Raw genomic sequence first — 14,427 nt, 5'->3', positions numbered from 1 at the left:
TCAGTCTAGTGGGCGGCTGCTGTCACAGGGCGTCGGGATCGTCCATGCGGACGCGAATCTGCACGTCGCCGCGCATTGACCGGCTGGCGGTTTCGGCCGCCAAGTGCTCTGAGAGCGTGCTGCCAGTCGAAGCGGGAATGCCGAGAACCGCCGTGACGACGGATTCATCGACCTCGTCGCCGGGGCGGGTGAAGCGCGACCGGGGCGGGCCGTCGCGCAGTTCGTACAGCCGCGCGTCGAAGTCTTCACAGCAGCCTTCCGCAACGTCTTCGACCGCTTGGCGTGCACCCGTGACCTCAGCTGTTCGCCAAGCCGGCGGGAACCCCGCTTCCGTACGATCCGCGAGTTCTCCCGCGGCGTAGACTTCCGGATCCCAGCGGGTCAGGGTGCGGACGACGTCCGGGTCATCATCCAAGATGAGAACACGGCCGCCGACACGGGAGGGGCGGACCATGGCTGCCGCCCGCATGCGCCTGGCAATTGCCCTGTCAGTTGCTCTGAGCACGGGGCCAGGCCACAGAGTGTCGAGCAGAACCGCAGCCGCATAGCCGCCGTCCACATAGGGTTCAGCACCCGTTGAGGCAACGACGATGTCCGCTGGATCATCCAGCCTGGAGAAGATCTTGCTGCCGCCGGAGCGCACAACCGTGAAGCCGGGAAACGCGCGCCCCAGCTGTGCGTGAATTCCGTCGAGTCCCGCACTGCGGAAGCTGAAGCGCCTACTTCGGCAGCTGCGGCACGCCAGCTGCTCGATGTGCCATCCGCACCGCGCACACGCAAAGGGGCCTTCCGGCCCGGCGGCGCTCAACGGCGCTTCGCACGACGGGCAGAGCGCAGGATTGCTGCACCCCGAGCAGGTCAGAAACGTCGAATAGCCGGTGCGCGGAACCTGCACGAGAACCGGGCCGACGGCGGCCTCGCTTTTCGCTCGCCCCAGGGCACCCCGGATCACGCTGAACACAGCCTCGGGCAGCTGTGTCAGATCGCTGATGCTGCGCTCTGTCTGCGGGCGGAACACGACGGGGGCTGACTCGCGCCGCTCCTGGCGGGAGGTGCGCAGCTCCCCCACCCAGCCGGCGCCGATCAGGAACTGCACGTCGACCGTGCGCGTGCGGTCAAGAAACAGAAGAGCCGCACCCGTTCGGCGAACACGCTCCTGCAGAACGAAGCGGGCGTGCGCATACGGTGCTCGGCCGAAGAGATAGGAGTCATTGCCATCATCGAACATCAGAATGAGTCCGAGGCTCTGCATCGGGGCAAAAGCTGCAGCCTGCATCCCCAACACCAAGCGCGACCGTCCGGTCAGCACCCGAACCCACGCGGCCCATCGCGCTTCCGGTCCCTGGTCCGCACTGAGCACGGAGGTGAACTCACCAAGAGCGCCCAGCTGGCGTTTGACTGCCTCGAGTTCCCGATAGTCGGGCACCAGCCACAGCACGGTCCGCCCCTCGGCGATGACCCGCGCGGCTGCCTCAAACCCGAAGCGCACCCAGTCGACACCACCGGAATCTCCCGGCAGAACCGTGTAGGCGCCCCTAGGTCCAGCTTCGGGCTCTGACCGTTCAGATGAGTTCGCGTTCTCAGCCCACGACTTCAGGGCCGCGAGGTAATCGGCTTCGGCGGCTGGGACAAGGTCGGCCGGTGGGGCCTCAAGCACAGCGCGGGCAGCCTCAGCTGCCCCGTCAGGATCACCGGGTGCAGACTTCAGAACGTTCTTTTCACCGCGGGCGTGGCGTGCGGGTACACCCAGCCTGACAACATCCGCCGTCGTCCCGGCAAAGCGCGCAGCAACAGCCTGACAGAGACCGTACAGTTCCTCACCCAGCACGGGAAGCGGCGAAACGACAGAGGCAAGGGGTGCGAGTTCACCATCGACATCGGTCGTATCCGTGCGCTCGACGATAAAACCGGAAAGCTTCCGCCCTGAAAAGCGAACCCGGACGCGAGCTCCGATGACCGCCTCATCAGCCTGCTCCTGCGTTACGGCGTAGTCGAACAGACGATCCAGGTGCGGAAGCGGGGACTCCAGCAGGACGCGCGCCACGGGACGGTCCTCAGCAGGCTGTGCACCGCCGCGGATCCTCAGGCGAGGCTCCTCAGCGTCTGCAAACAGCTGAGCGTCGTCCACGGTTCTCAGCTGAAATAGGACTTCAGCGCATCGGCGCGGTCAGTGTTCTCCCACGTGAAATCAGAGTCTTCGCGGCCGAAGTGGCCGTAGGTCGAAGTCTTGCGGTAAATGGGACGATTGAGGTCGAGCTCGGCGATGATCGCCGCGGGGCGAAGGTCAAAGACCTCGCGCACCGCTCCGGCCAGCTTCACCGGATCGACTTCGCTGGTGCCGAAGGTTTCGACGTAAAGGCCGACGGGGCTGGCAGCGCCAATCGCATAGGCCACCTGGACTTCTGCACGCTCAGCAAGGCCCGCGGCGACGATGTTCTTGGCCACCCAGCGAGTTGCGTAGGCGCCCGAACGGTCAACCTTCGACGGGTCCTTGCCGGAGAAAGCGCCGCCGCCGTGACGGGCAAAACCGCCGTAGGTGTCGACGATGATCTTCCGGCCGGTCAGACCGGCATCGCCCATCGGTCCGCCCGTGATGAACGGACCCGCGGGGTTGATGAAGTAGTTGGTTCGCGAGGTGTCAAGCCCGGACTCTTCCAACACCGGGTCGACCACGTGGGCGCGGATGTCTTGGGCGAGCTCAGCGTGGGTCACGGTCTCGTCGTGCTGCGTGGAAAGAACAACAGCTTCAACCGTCACAGCCTTGTCGCCGTCATAGCCCACCGTCACCTGCGACTTACCGTCAGGGCGCAGGTACGGCAGGGTGCCGGACTTGCGAACTGCGGTGAGCCTTTCAGTCAGCCTGTGCGACCAGTAGATCGGCGTGGGCATGAGGGTCGCAGTCGAATTGTCCGCATACCCGAACATGAGACCCTGATCGCCAGCACCCAGGGAGCTGTAAAGATCGGTCGTACCGGAGCGGGCCTCCAGCGAACGGGTCACGCCCTCGGAGATGTCGTTCGACTGAGCGCCGATCGACAGCGAAACGCCGCAGGTGTGGCCGTCGAAGCCCTTGGACGAAGAGTCGTAGCCGATGTCGGTGATGACATCGCGCACCAGCTGTGCGATGTCGGCATAGCCGGAGGTCGTTACCTCGCCGGCGACGTGCACAAGACCGGTCGTGACCATCGTTTCGACAGCAACGCGGGCGCGACGGTCCTGTTCGAGGAGGGCGTCAAGCACGGCATCGCTGATCTGGTCGCAGATCTTGTCCGGGTGGCCCTCGGTTACGGATTCAGAGGTGAATTGACGAAGTTCAGACACGCTTCAATCCTATTCGACCGCGTGTTTCGCGATCGTTTCCATGACAGAAACCGACACATCGGCTTTTTCTCCGGTGAATACGCCGAGTCCCACAACGCCCGTACCCGTCAGGGCGAGCACTTCGACGTGCGTGGTGTCGTGGCCGAAGGTCTTGCCGTCGGACACGTCGTTGAATACGAGGATGTCGCAGCCCTTGCGCACGATCTTCTGCCTGGCCAGTTCGTCCGCCGGGGTCTCGGGACTTCCCGTTTCAGCGGCGAATCCGACGATCGTCTGGCCCTCACGGCGGTCGGCAACAAGACCGGCGAGGATGTCGGGATTCTGCACAAGCTCGATTGTCAGTCCGGCGTCGCCGTCCTTCTTCATTTTGTGGCCGGCTGCCTGAGCTGGACGGTAGTCAGAAACAGCGGCAGCCATGATGACGATGTCAGCTTCTGCTGCCTGTTCACGGCACACGCTTTCCAACTGGGCGGTGGTTTCGACTTCGCGAATGTCAATGCCCGACGGCAGGGTCTCAAGAATCGCAGAATCGACATTCGCCGCAGCCAGAACAACCTCGGCTCCAAAACGGTGAGCGGCCGCAGCAAGAGCCGCACCCTGTTTACCCGATGAGCGGTTGCCGAGGAAGCGAACCGGATCAAGCGGTTCGCGCGTGCCGCCGGCGCTGATGAACACCCGGCGGCCGGCAAGCAGTCCACTGTCAGACCTGTCTGTACGAGGCGATGCCTCACGGAGAACCGACAGAGCGAAGTCCACGATGTCCTGCGGTTCGGGCAGACGTCCCGGCCCGGAATCAGCACCGGTCAGACGACCCGATGCGGGTTCGAGGACGTGCACACCACGTGCCCGCAGAACCGCGACGTTGTCGACGGTGGCCGGGTTGAACCACATCTCGGTGTGCATGGCGGGAGCAACCACGACAGGCGCCGTCGTGGTGAGCACCGTGGCAGTCAGAAGATCATCGGCCATGCCAGCGCGAATGCGCGCCAGGCTGTCCGCCGTTGCCGGGGCGATCAGCACGAGGTCGGCCTGCTGGCCGATGAGAACGTGTTCGACCTCTTCGACGCGAGTGAAGACGTCCGTCTGCACCGGCTGACCAGAAAGCGCTTCCCACGTGGGTGCGCCGACAAAGCGCAGAGCGCTTTCGGTGGGAACAACGCGGACGCTGTGTCCCGCTTCTTTCAGAAGTCTGACTACGTGAGCCGCTTTGTACGCGGCAATGCCCCCGGTGACGCCGAGAACGATGTTCACAGTGCGTCGGGGTCCAAGCTGAAGTCGAACTCTTCTGCGAGAGCTTCTTCCTGAGCGAGCTCTTCTGCAGTGGCCTCACGGCTGACAAGCTTGCCTTCGTTGATTTCGCGCAGGGCAATCGACAGCGGCTTTTCGCCGGCTTCCGGAGTCACGAGCGGACCGACGTTTTCCAGCAGTCCGTCCTGCAGCTGTGCGTAGTACGAGTTGATCTGGCGGGCGCGACGTGCGGCCTCGATGACGAGTTCGTACTTCGACGGCGTCACATTGAGCAGATCGTCGATCGGCGGGTTGGTGATGCCTTCGGGGTTAGCAGTCAAGAAATTTCTCCACATTCACCTAGGGGTGTCTGATGACAGTCCCATCAAGTCTACTAGTTCGGCAGCCGCTGCTGAAACATCGGTGTTGACGATCACGTGGTCGAATTCGTCCTGTGCCGCCAGTTCAGTGCGCGCGGTCTCAAGGCGACGGGCAATCTGTTCGGGCGTTTCGGTGCCGCGGCCGGTGAGTCGGCGGACGAGTTCGTCCCAGCTGGGTGGAGCCATGAACACGAAACGCGCATTCGGTGCGTGCTCACGCACTTGGCGCGCCCCGTCGAGGTCGATTTCCAGAAGCGGCGCCAGGCCATCGGCCAGAGCCTGCTCGACAGGGTCCGACGGCGTTCCGTAGCGGTGATGACCGTGGACGACCGCGTATTCGAGCATTTTGCCCGCATCAATGAGGTCGTCGAACTCGGCGTCAGTCACAAAGCGATAGTGCACTCCGTCGACTTCGCCCGGGCGAGGATCGCGTGTTGTTGCGGACACCGACAGCCACATGCGGTCAGCGCTGTTCTTGGCATGCTGGACGACGGTGCCCTTGCCGACCGCGGAAGGGCCGGTGAGCACGGTCAGAACTGGTTCACTCAAATTTCTCCAATAGCGCGGCTCGCTGGTGTACACCCAAGCCTCTGATACGACGAGACATGGCGATGCCGACTTCTTCCATAATGGCCTCTGCACGTCTGTCCCCCACCTTGGGGATTGCGCGCAGGAGGTCATAGACCTTCATTTTCTGCAGCGCCTCGCTGTCACCCGCTTCCGCGAGCACCTGGGCGAGCGTCTTCTTGCCTGATTTCAGATCTGCTTTGGCTTCCGCCCGTTCGACACGAGCGTCAAAGGCCTTGCGCAGGGCAGCTGAACGCTGCTCCTCAGTCAACGGCGTCAGTACCAATGTGTCCCCCTCCTCAAGATCCGTTTATAGATCGGGACACTCGCAGTCTATCGGCCTTTTGGCCTCAAAGCTTCGATAACCGTGGTTATTTCATCCGCAATGTCGGCACTGTCCGGACCGCGACGCGAAAGGGAACGCGAGGCATTGACGATCACCCTCCCGTCGCTGTAGGCATCCCCGAACACCGCCTCGAGGTCGGCGACCCCGGCTCCCTGCGAACCGAAACCCGGCGACAACACGGGCCCCGAAAAGCTCGGCAGATCAATTCCAAGATCAGCCGCGGCAGTGCCGATAGTCGCACCGACCACCAGGCCGATCAGCGGCACATCGAGCTGACCGTTGACCTCCTCAGCGTGCCGGACCACCTCGGCGGCTACTGCCCTACCCTCCTGGGTTCGGGCGTGCTGCACTTCCCTGCCCTCCGGATTGGAAGTCAGGGCGAGAACAAACAGGCCCTTGCCGTGTTCTGCCGCAAGCTCCATGGCCGGCCGCAGTGACCCGACCCCCAGGTAGGGCGACACGGTCAGCGCGTCAGCTGCCAGCGGTCGTGCAGGGTTGAGGTAGGCGTCGGCGTAGCCGGCCATAGTCGAACCGATGTCGCCGCGTTTGGCGTCGAGGATCGACATGACGCCGGCTTCACGAGCCTGCGCCAACAGATCTTCGAGAACCGCGATCCCGGCTGAGCCGTGCCGTTCAAAGAAAGCTGACTGGGGCTTGATGAACTTCGCCCGTTCTGTGGCCGCGCTCAGCACATTCTGTGCGAAAGTGCCGAGCGCGTCCGGGGTGTCCGGCAGACCCCACTGCGCGATCTGCTCGGGATGAGGATCAATTCCCACGCACAGGGGGCTTGCCTGTGCGGCGTCGTGCCAGTTCCTGAACGTCATGCCCAGTCCTGGAGCGAACGGACTTCGGCAGTTCCCCGACGGCGTACGTCGATGGCGCCGACAGCCGATGAGAAAGCGGCCGTCGTGGTCATAATCGGCACGTTCGCGGCAATGGCCGCCGCGCGGATCTCGTAGCCGTCGGAGCGCTCCTGGCGGCCAGACGGAACATTGACCACGAGGTCGATTTCCCGCCGGTCGATCTTCTGCAGAATCGTGTCCTCGCCGTCAGCGGCTTCGTAGTGCTTGGCAATCCGCGTGCTGGGCACTCCGTGGCGGGCCAGAACATCTGCCGTGCCGGCGGTGGCGACGATTTCAAAGCCCATGTCGGCAAGGGTCTTGACCGGCAGGACGATCGAGCGCTTGTCGCGGTCGGCAATCGACACGAACACGCGGCCGCCTGTGGGCAGCGCGGTCGAGGCGCCCAGCTGAGCTTTCGCGAATGCTTCCGGGAAGTTCGGGGCAATGCCCATGACTTCGCCGGTCGAACGCATTTCCGGGCCGAGGATCGAGTCGACGACTTTGCCCTCCGGGGTGCGGAAACGGCGGAACGGAAGAACAACTTCCTTCACCGTGACCGGGTGGTCCAACGGCAGGTGCGAACCGTCGGACTCTTCGGCGAGGATCGTGCCGCGCAGCTGGCTGATGGTGCTGCCGACGGCAATGAGGGCCGCGGCCTTGGCCAGCTGGCGGTGGGTTGCCTTCGACACGAACGGCACGGTGCGCGAAGCACGCGGGTTGGCCTCGATGACGTACAGAATGTCAGCTGCAACCGCGAACTGGATGTTGAGCAGGCCGCGCACACCCGTGCCGCGGGCAATCGCAAGCGTTGCTTCGCGAACGCGCTGCAGAACGCTCTCACCCAGGCTGATCGAAGGCAGAACAGACGTCGAGTCACCGGAGTGCACACCGGCCTCTTCGATGTGCTCGGAAATTCCGCCGATGTAGAGCTCTTCGCCGTCGTACAGGGCGTCGACGTCGATTTCCACGGCATCGTCGAGGAACTTGTCAACGAGCACCGGCCGGTCGGACGACACCTCTGTTGCGGTCTCCATGTAGGAGCGCAGCTGCTCGGAGTCGTACACAATCTGCATGCCGCGACCGCCCAGCACATAGGAGGGGCGCACGAGCACCGGGTAGCCGATCTCCTCGGCAATGTCGACAGCCTCATCAAAGGTGACGGCGGTGCCGTGCTTGGGTGCCACGAGGTTGGCTTCGGCCATGATCCGGCCGAACTCACCGCGGTCCTCCGCCAAGTCGATCGCTTCGGGCTGGGTGCCGAGAATCGGCACGCCCGCATCCTTGAGAGCGGTTGCCAGACCCAGCGGGGTCTGCCCGCCCAGGGTACAGATGACACCGGCAACCGGACCGGCCTGCGCCTCGGCGTGGTACACCTCGAGAACGTCCTCAAGCGTCAGCGGCTCGAAGTACAGACGGTCGGCGGTGTCATAGTCCGTCGACACGGTTTCCGGGTTGCAGTTGACCATGACGGTTTCGTATCCGGCAGATTCGAGCGCCATAGCCGCGTGCACGCAGGAGTAGTCGAATTCGATGCCCTGGCCGATGCGGTTGGGACCGGAGCCCAAGATGATGACGGCTTCGCGTTCCCGCGGTGCGACTTCGCTCGTCGCGTCGTAGCTCGAGTAGTAATACGGGGTCTTCGCTTCGAATTCCCCGGCGCACGTGTCGACCGACTTGTAGACCGGGCGAACGCCCAGCGCATGGCGAACCCCCATGACAACAGCCGGGTCGAGGTTGCGCAGCTGCGCTATCTGCCGGTCCGAGAAGCCGTGCTTCTTGGCGATCGTCAGGGCCTCCGGAGTCAGGTCCTCGGCTTCGCGAACGAAGTCGGCAACTTCGTTGATGAGCGCAATCTGGTCGAGGAACCAGCGGTCGATCTTCGTGTGTTCGAAGACGTCGTCAATGCTCATACCCGACATGAGGGCGCGCTGAACCGTGTAGATGCGGTCCTCGGTTGCGTGTGCGAGCTTTGCTTCGACATCAGTGCGCACACTGCTGTCTTCGAGGTTGAACGGAGCGTCGAAGGAGAACTCGGAGTTCTTCTTCTCGAGGCTGCGCAGCGCCTTCTGCAGCGCGGTCGTGAAGTTGCGGCCGAGCGCCATGACTTCGCCGACGGCCTTCATGGTGGTCGTCAGGGTCGGGTCAGCGGCCGGGAACTTCTCAAAGGCAAAGCGCGGAATCTTCGCCACCACGTAGTCCAGGGCGGGTTCGAACGCCGCCGGGGTTGTTGCCGTGATGTCGTTCGGGATTTCGTCGAGCGTGTAGCCCACGGCGAGCTTCGCCGCGATCTTTGCAATCGGGAAGCCCGTTGCCTTCGAGGCCAGTGCCGAGGAGCGCGACACGCGGGGGTTCATTTCGATGACGACGATGCGGCCGGTATCAGGATGGATGGCGAACTGGATGTTGCAGCCGCCGGTTTCCACGCCGACACCGCGGATGATCGCAATGCCGATGTCGCGCAGCTTCTGATACTCGACGTCCGTCAGGGTCAGCGACGGAGCCACCGTGATGGCATCACCGGTGTGCACGCCGACGGGGTCGAAGTTCTCGATTGCGCACACGACGATGACGTTGTCGTTCTTGTCGCGAATGAGTTCGAGTTCGAACTCCTTCCACCCGAGAATGCTCTCTTCGAGCAGCACCTCGTTTGTCAGCGAGTCGTGCAGGCCGTCACCGGCGATCCGGCGCAGGTCCTCTTCGCAGTAGGCCATGCCCGAGCCCAGGCCGCCCATTGTGAACGACGGACGCACCACGAGCGGGTAGCCGAGCTTTTCAGCGCCGTCGAGGACTTCGTCCATTGTGTTCGCAATGTAGGAGCGGGCGACTTCGGCACCGCACTGTTCGACGACGTCTTTGAACTGCTGGCGGTCTTCACCGCGCTGGATCGCATCGACGTCAGCGCCGATGAGCTCAACACCGTGCTTGGCAAGAACTCCCGATTCGTGCAGGTTGATGGCCGCATTGAGCGCCGTCTGCCCGCCGAGAGTCGGCAGAAGCGCGTCCGGCTTTTCTTTTTCGATGATCTTCTCGATCACATCGGGGTCGATCGGCTCGACATAGGTGGCGTCGGCCAGCTCCGGGTCGGTCATGATGGTCGCCGGGTTGGAGTTCACGAGCACAACCCGCAGACCTTCGCGGCGCAGAATGCGGCACGCCTGGGTTCCCGAGTAGTCGAATTCGCAAGCCTGGCCGATGACGATCGGACCCGAGCCGATGACCATGACGGTCTTGATGTCTGTACGCAGCGGCATCAGTTCTCCTTGGCGTTGTCAGCCAGCAGCTGGACGAAAGTGTCGAAAAGGGTGCGCGAATCATGGGGTCCCGCCGCTGATTCCGGGTGGAACTGCACCGAGAATGCGGGGATGTCGAGGCACTTGAGCCCCTCGACAACCTTGTCGTTCATGCCGATGTGCGAAACCTGCACCCTGCCGTACTCGGAGTTCGGTGCCGTGACCGGCTCACCCAGCGGCGCATCGACCGCGAAGCCGTGATTCTGCGTGGTGATTTCGACACGGCCCGACGCGACGTCGAGAACCGGCTGGTTCGATCCGCGGTGGCCGAAGGTCAGTTTGTAGGTGTCAAAGCCCAGGGCGCGGCCCAGCAGCTGGTTGCCGAAGCAGATGCCGAAGAACGGGATGCGCTCTTTCAGCACGTACTGCAGCACTGCGATCGGCTGCTTCATGGCAGAGGGGTCGCCCGGACCATTGGAGAAGAACACGCCGTCGGGGGAAAGCTCGGTGAGTTCCTCAACCGTCGTGTTTGCCGGCACCACGGTCACTTCGAGGCCGCGCTGGGCCAGCTGCTCCAGCGTTGTCTTCTTCACGCCGAGGTCGTAGGCCACAACCGAGAAGCGCTTCTCGGTTTGAGCGGGAATCGTGTAGGGGGCATCGCAGGTGACTTCCGAGGCGAGGTCCGCGCCCTCCATCTGCAGGGCCTGGCGGACGATCTCAAGCAGCTCATCCACTGGCTTCTGAGCGTCATCACCGGAGAAAATGCCCATCCGCATGGCGCCCTTGTCCCGCAGGTGCAGGGTCAGCGCACGAGTGTCGACGTCGCAGATGCCGACCAGCCCGATGGACTTCAGGTGTTCTTCGTAGTCACCTTCTGCGCGCCAGTTCGATGTGATCCGGGAAGGGTCGCGGACGACGACGCCGGCTGCCCAGCAGCGGCGTGATTCGCTGTCTTCGCTGTTGACCCCGGTGTTGCCGATGTGGGGGAACGCGTGAATCACGATCTGCCGGTGGTACGAAGGGTCGGTCAGGGTCTCCTGGTAGCCGGTCATAGCGGTGGTGAAGACCGCCTCGCCGACCGTTGTGCCCAGGGCCCCGAAACCGGCTCCCGTGTAGTGCGTGCCGTCTTCCAGAACGAGCTGGGCGGGCTGTGTGCGCAGGCTCATCGTCTCCTACCTTTGAGTGTGTCGATTTCCGCGGCGATGGTCTTCTTGGCACTGTGTTCTCGGGGGCGGAAGCCGGTGTCGACTTCGTGGTCTCCGAGGTTCCAGCGGATGATGATGATTCCGTCTTTTTCGGTGAACTTGCCGATCATGCCGGAGCCGAAGAAAACATCCACGATGTCTTCGGCGGGGATCCGGAACGCGTCGCGCCCGTCGAGGCTGAACACGACCCCGTCGTCTTGGACGTCGAGTCCGGCGCCTGTTCGCACACCGAGACCGTGGACGTTGATCCTCTCGAGGTGCTGGCCGGCCGGCGTTGTCGCAATGTAGTAGCCGTCGTAACCGCTGTCCGTCGGTGCGGCCGGCTGCGGTGCGGGGATGTCGGCCTGGCGTTTCTGTCGAGCTTTCCATCCCCAGCGCATGAGCACGAGGATCCCCACTGCGATGGCGGCGAGGACGAGCACCGGGATCAGCCGATCCACGAGCCCTCCCGAAGTTCGTGCTTGCGAACGATGTCGCCGTTTTCAACGATGTGGGTGCCGTACAGGATGGTGTGCACGACCCGCGTGTTGGTCTCGAGCCCGCGGAAGGGGTTGTTGCGGCCCTTGGTCGCGTGGGTGTCAGGTTCGACGACACCGGGAGCATTCGGGTCGACCAGAATGATGTTCGCACCCGTTCCGACTTCCAATGAGCCGTGTTCGGTGTGCCCGGCAATCGATGCCGGGTTGGTGCTCATGACGCGTGCGATGTCTGCCCAGCCGAAATCGTAGTCGCGCATAGCTTCAACCACGATCGGCAGAGCCGATTCCATGCCGACCATGCCCATGGCCGCAGCTGACCATTCGCAGCACTTGTGTTCTGCGGGGTGCGGTGCGTGGTCGGTGGCCACAATGTCGATTGTGCCGTCGGCCAGGCCGTCGCGGACCGCTTCGACGTCGCGGCGGGTGCGCAGCGGCGGGTTGACCTTGTACACCGGATCGAAAGATTCGACGAGTTCGTCGGTGAGCATGAGGTGGTGCGGGGTGACCTCGGCAGTGACCCGGACGCCGCGCGATTTCGCCCAGCGCACCAGTTCAACCGAACCGGCTGTTGACAGGTGGCACACGTGCAGGCGCGAACCCACGTGTTCGGCCAGCAGGATGTCCCGGGCGATGATCGATTCTTCGGCAACGGCCGGCCAGCCGGGCAGACCGAGCTTGGCCGATACGGTGCCCTCGTTCATCTGCGCTCCCTCGGTCAGCCGAGGGTCCTGCGCGTGCTGGGCGATGATGCCGTCAAAGGTCTTGACGTATTCGAGAGCCCTGCGCATAAGGAGCGGATCGTGCACGCACATGCCGTCATCGGAGAAGATGCGCACCTGTGCTGCGCTGCCGGCCATGGCGCCCAGCTCTGCCAACTGAGTGCCCTCCTGGCCGACGGTGACCGCGCCGATCGGAGCCACCTCGGTCAGCCCCACCTCGCGGCCCAGGTGCCACACCTGCTCAACGACACCCGCGGTGTCAGCCACAGGCTGTGTGTTGGCCATGGCGTTGACGGCGGTGAAGCCGCCGCGGGCGGCTGAGGCCGAACCGGTGGCAACTGTCTCAGCGTCTTCTTTGCCGGGTTCGCGCAGGTGGACGTGCATGTCGACAAGACCGGGCAGGGCCACAAGCCCCGTCGCGTCGATCGTGGTGTCGGGGCTGTCGACGGATTCGACGATCCGGCCGTCGCGAACGGCAATCGAACCTGTGCTGCCGTCGGGCAGCTGGGCGTTGGTGATGAGCAGGGATGTCATTGCATGTCCTCCGAAGTGCGACCGGTCAGAAGGCGATAGAGGGCCGCCATGCGCACGTAGACGCCGTTTTCCACCTGTCCGAGGACGGCGGCGCGGGGCGAATCGGCGGCGGCCGCACAGATTTCAAAACCGCGGTTCATGGGCCCGGGGTGCAGAATCGCGGCTGTTTCGGGCAGACGGCGGTAGCGGTCCTCCGTGAGCCCCCACAGGCGCGTGTATTCGCGCGGTCCGGGGAAGAACGCCTGGTGCATGCGCTCACGCTGCACGCGAAGCATCATGACGGCGTCGAAGGAGAACTCTTCGAGCGCGGCATCGAAGTCATAGCGGACTTCACACGGCCAGCTTTCTGCGCCCCATGGCAGCAGGGTGGGCGGGGCGATGAGGACAACTGATGCCCCGAGCGTCTCAAGCAGATGCACATTTGAGCGCGCCACGCGGGAGTGCAGAACATCGCCGACGATGGCCACCCTCATGCCTGCGAGGTCCTTGCCGAAGCTCGCTTCAGCCGGACCGGAAACCGGTTCGTCCGACAGGATGCGGCGCAGCGTGAAAGCGTCGAGCAGCGCCTGCGTGGGATGTTCGTGCATGCCGTCACCGGCGTTGAGGATGTGTGCGTCAGTCCATTCGCTGCCGGCCAGGAAGTGCGGTGTGCCAGAACCGGGGTGGCGGATGACGATTGCATCGATGCCCATGGCCCCGAGCGTCTGCACCGTGTCCTGCAGGCTTTCTCCCTTGGAGACCGACGAGCCCTTGGCCGAGAAGTTGATGACGTCCGCGCTCAGCCGCTTGGCTGCTGCCTCGAAGGAAATGCGCGTGCGGGTGGAGTCTTCGAAGAACAGGTTGACGACGGTGCGCCCGCGCAGCGCGGGCAGCTTCTTGACCGCCTGACCGCCGGAGACGGTCATGGCTTCAGCAATGTCGAGCAGGTCGACCGCGTCGGCCTTCGCCAGGTCCGAGGTGCCAAGCAGGTGCTGCATCACTCGTCACCTCCCGCCGGGGAGGTGATGACGACCCGGTCATCCGCATCGTCCGTTTCGGACAGCGAGACCGTAACCCGTTCCTCGGCGGAGGTGGGCAGGTTCTTGCCGACAAAGTCAGCGCGGATCGGCAGCTGGCGGTGACCGCGGTCGACGAGGACAGCCAGGCGGACCGCCTGCGGGCGGCCGTAGTCGTGCAGCGCGTCGAGTGCAGCCCGCACCGTACGCCCCGAGTACAGAACGTCATCGACGAGTACGACAGTGCGGCCGTCAATGCCGCTTTCGGGCAGCTGGGTGGGCAGAGCCGGACGGAGCTTGCCCGTGTTGAGATCGTCCCGGTGCATCGTCGCATCGATGCTGCCGACGATCTTGTCAGCACTCACACCCGGTTCAATGGCGGAAATGCGCTGGGCCAAACGCTGAGCCAGCGGTACACCGCGCGTGGGAATGCCCAAGAGCAGAAGCCCTTCGGCACCCTTGTTGGATTCGAGAATTTCGTGGGCAATGCGTGTCAGCGCACGCGAGATCTCACTCGCGTCGAAAACTTCGGCTGTGCGCATCGGTCCCCCTTCCCCGCCTCACTGGACGGTCATTAAAGGA

At 63.9% G+C, this 14,427-nt stretch carries 13 protein-coding genes; all 13 read right to left on the bottom strand.

What is annotated here, in order from left to right:
• Positions 1 to 22: 22 nt before the first annotated feature.
• From Bravens_RS05645 to pyrR, 13 genes are read right to left on the bottom strand one after another with little or no spacing between them, the layout of a single operon-like run.
• Entirely contained in the window at positions 23 to 2,128 is a 2,106-nt protein-coding gene (locus Bravens_RS05645; protein ID WP_062021160.1) for a primosomal protein N' family DNA-binding protein, read from the bottom strand.
• A 5-nt stretch (positions 2,129 to 2,133) separates the two neighbouring features.
• The gene (gene metK, locus Bravens_RS05640; protein WP_062021158.1) at positions 2,134 to 3,321 is read right to left on the bottom strand and encodes a methionine adenosyltransferase; all 1,188 of its coding nucleotides are present in this window, start codon (positions 3,319 to 3,321) and stop codon (positions 2,134 to 2,136) included.
• Between the two features lie 9 nt (positions 3,322 to 3,330).
• Positions 3,331 to 4,572 carry a bifunctional phosphopantothenoylcysteine decarboxylase/phosphopantothenate--cysteine ligase CoaBC gene (gene coaBC, locus Bravens_RS05635; protein ID WP_062021155.1) on the bottom strand — a complete coding sequence of 414 codons (1,242 nt, stop codon included), beginning with the start codon at positions 4,570 to 4,572 and terminating at the stop codon, positions 3,331 to 3,333.
• Positions 4,569 to 4,889: a DNA-directed RNA polymerase subunit omega gene (gene rpoZ, locus Bravens_RS05630; protein ID WP_082784754.1), complete on the bottom strand. Its 321-nt coding sequence runs from the start codon at positions 4,887 to 4,889 to the stop codon at positions 4,569 to 4,571. Before rpoZ ends, coaBC begins: the two co-directional genes overlap by 4 nt.
• A 15-nt stretch (positions 4,890 to 4,904) precedes the next feature.
• Positions 4,905 to 5,477, bottom strand: a complete 573-nt coding sequence (gmk, locus tag Bravens_RS05625) for a guanylate kinase (protein ID WP_062021154.1) — start codon at positions 5,475 to 5,477, stop codon at positions 4,905 to 4,907.
• The gene (gene mihF, locus Bravens_RS05620; protein ID WP_062021152.1) at positions 5,470 to 5,781 is read right to left on the bottom strand and encodes an integration host factor, actinobacterial type; all 312 of its coding nucleotides are present in this window, start codon (positions 5,779 to 5,781) and stop codon (positions 5,470 to 5,472) included. The genes gmk and mihF overlap by 8 nt, the downstream gene beginning before the upstream one ends.
• A gap of 47 nt (positions 5,782 to 5,828) precedes the next feature.
• Complete coding sequence (gene pyrF, locus Bravens_RS05615; RefSeq protein WP_062021150.1) at positions 5,829 to 6,665, bottom strand: orotidine-5'-phosphate decarboxylase; 837 nt, start codon at positions 6,663 to 6,665, stop codon at positions 5,829 to 5,831.
• The gene (gene carB / locus Bravens_RS05610; RefSeq protein WP_062021147.1) at positions 6,662 to 9,934 is read right to left on the bottom strand and encodes a carbamoyl-phosphate synthase large subunit; all 3,273 of its coding nucleotides are present in this window, start codon (positions 9,932 to 9,934) and stop codon (positions 6,662 to 6,664) included. The genes pyrF and carB overlap by 4 nt, the downstream gene beginning before the upstream one ends.
• Positions 9,934 to 11,079 (bottom strand): glutamine-hydrolyzing carbamoyl-phosphate synthase small subunit, encoded by a 1,146-nt coding sequence (gene carA, locus Bravens_RS05605; RefSeq protein WP_062021144.1) that lies wholly within the window; start codon positions 11,077 to 11,079, stop codon positions 9,934 to 9,936. Before carA ends, carB begins: the two co-directional genes overlap by 1 nt.
• The gene (locus tag Bravens_RS05600; protein ID WP_062021141.1) at positions 11,076 to 11,558 is read right to left on the bottom strand and encodes a PH-like domain-containing protein; all 483 of its coding nucleotides are present in this window, start codon (positions 11,556 to 11,558) and stop codon (positions 11,076 to 11,078) included. Before Bravens_RS05600 ends, carA begins: the two co-directional genes overlap by 4 nt.
• Entirely contained in the window at positions 11,546 to 12,850 is a 1,305-nt protein-coding gene (locus tag Bravens_RS05595; RefSeq protein ID WP_062021139.1) for a dihydroorotase, read from the bottom strand. The genes Bravens_RS05600 and Bravens_RS05595 overlap by 13 nt, the downstream gene beginning before the upstream one ends.
• Complete coding sequence (locus Bravens_RS05590; protein ID WP_062021136.1) at positions 12,847 to 13,827, bottom strand: aspartate carbamoyltransferase catalytic subunit; 981 nt, start codon at positions 13,825 to 13,827, stop codon at positions 12,847 to 12,849. Before Bravens_RS05590 ends, Bravens_RS05595 begins: the two co-directional genes overlap by 4 nt.
• Entirely contained in the window at positions 13,827 to 14,387 is a 561-nt protein-coding gene (pyrR, locus tag Bravens_RS05585) for a bifunctional pyr operon transcriptional regulator/uracil phosphoribosyltransferase PyrR (protein WP_061943042.1), read from the bottom strand. Before pyrR ends, Bravens_RS05590 begins: the two co-directional genes overlap by 1 nt.
• Positions 14,388 to 14,427 lie beyond the last annotated feature (40 nt).

It is taken from the genome of Brevibacterium ravenspurgense (assembly GCF_001584615.1).
In the GTDB taxonomy this organism is placed as follows: domain Bacteria; phylum Actinomycetota; class Actinomycetes; order Actinomycetales; family Brevibacteriaceae; genus Brevibacterium; species Brevibacterium ravenspurgense.
This window is presented reverse-complemented; position numbering and strand designations above follow the sequence as displayed.

Bases quoted from the DNA above. Each gene is read 5' to 3' on its own strand.
- Bravens_RS05595 (WP_062021139.1), bottom strand. From the start codon at position 12,850: ATGACATCCCTGCTCATCACCAACGCCCAGCTGCCCGACGGCAGCACA.
- carA (WP_062021144.1), bottom strand. From the start codon at position 11,079: ATGAGCCTGCGCACACAGCCCGCCCAGCTCGTTCTGGAAGACGGCACG.
- pyrF (WP_062021150.1), bottom strand. From the start codon at position 6,665: ATGACGTTCAGGAACTGGCACGACGCCGCACAGGCAAGCCCCCTGTGC.
- pyrR (WP_061943042.1), bottom strand. From the start codon at position 14,387: ATGCGCACAGCCGAAGTTTTCGACGCGAGTGAGATCTCGCGTGCGCTG.
- carB (WP_062021147.1), bottom strand. From the start codon at position 9,934: ATGCCGCTGCGTACAGACATCAAGACCGTCATGGTCATCGGCTCGGGT.
- Bravens_RS05590 (WP_062021136.1), bottom strand. From the start codon at position 13,827: ATGCAGCACCTGCTTGGCACCTCGGACCTGGCGAAGGCCGACGCGGTC.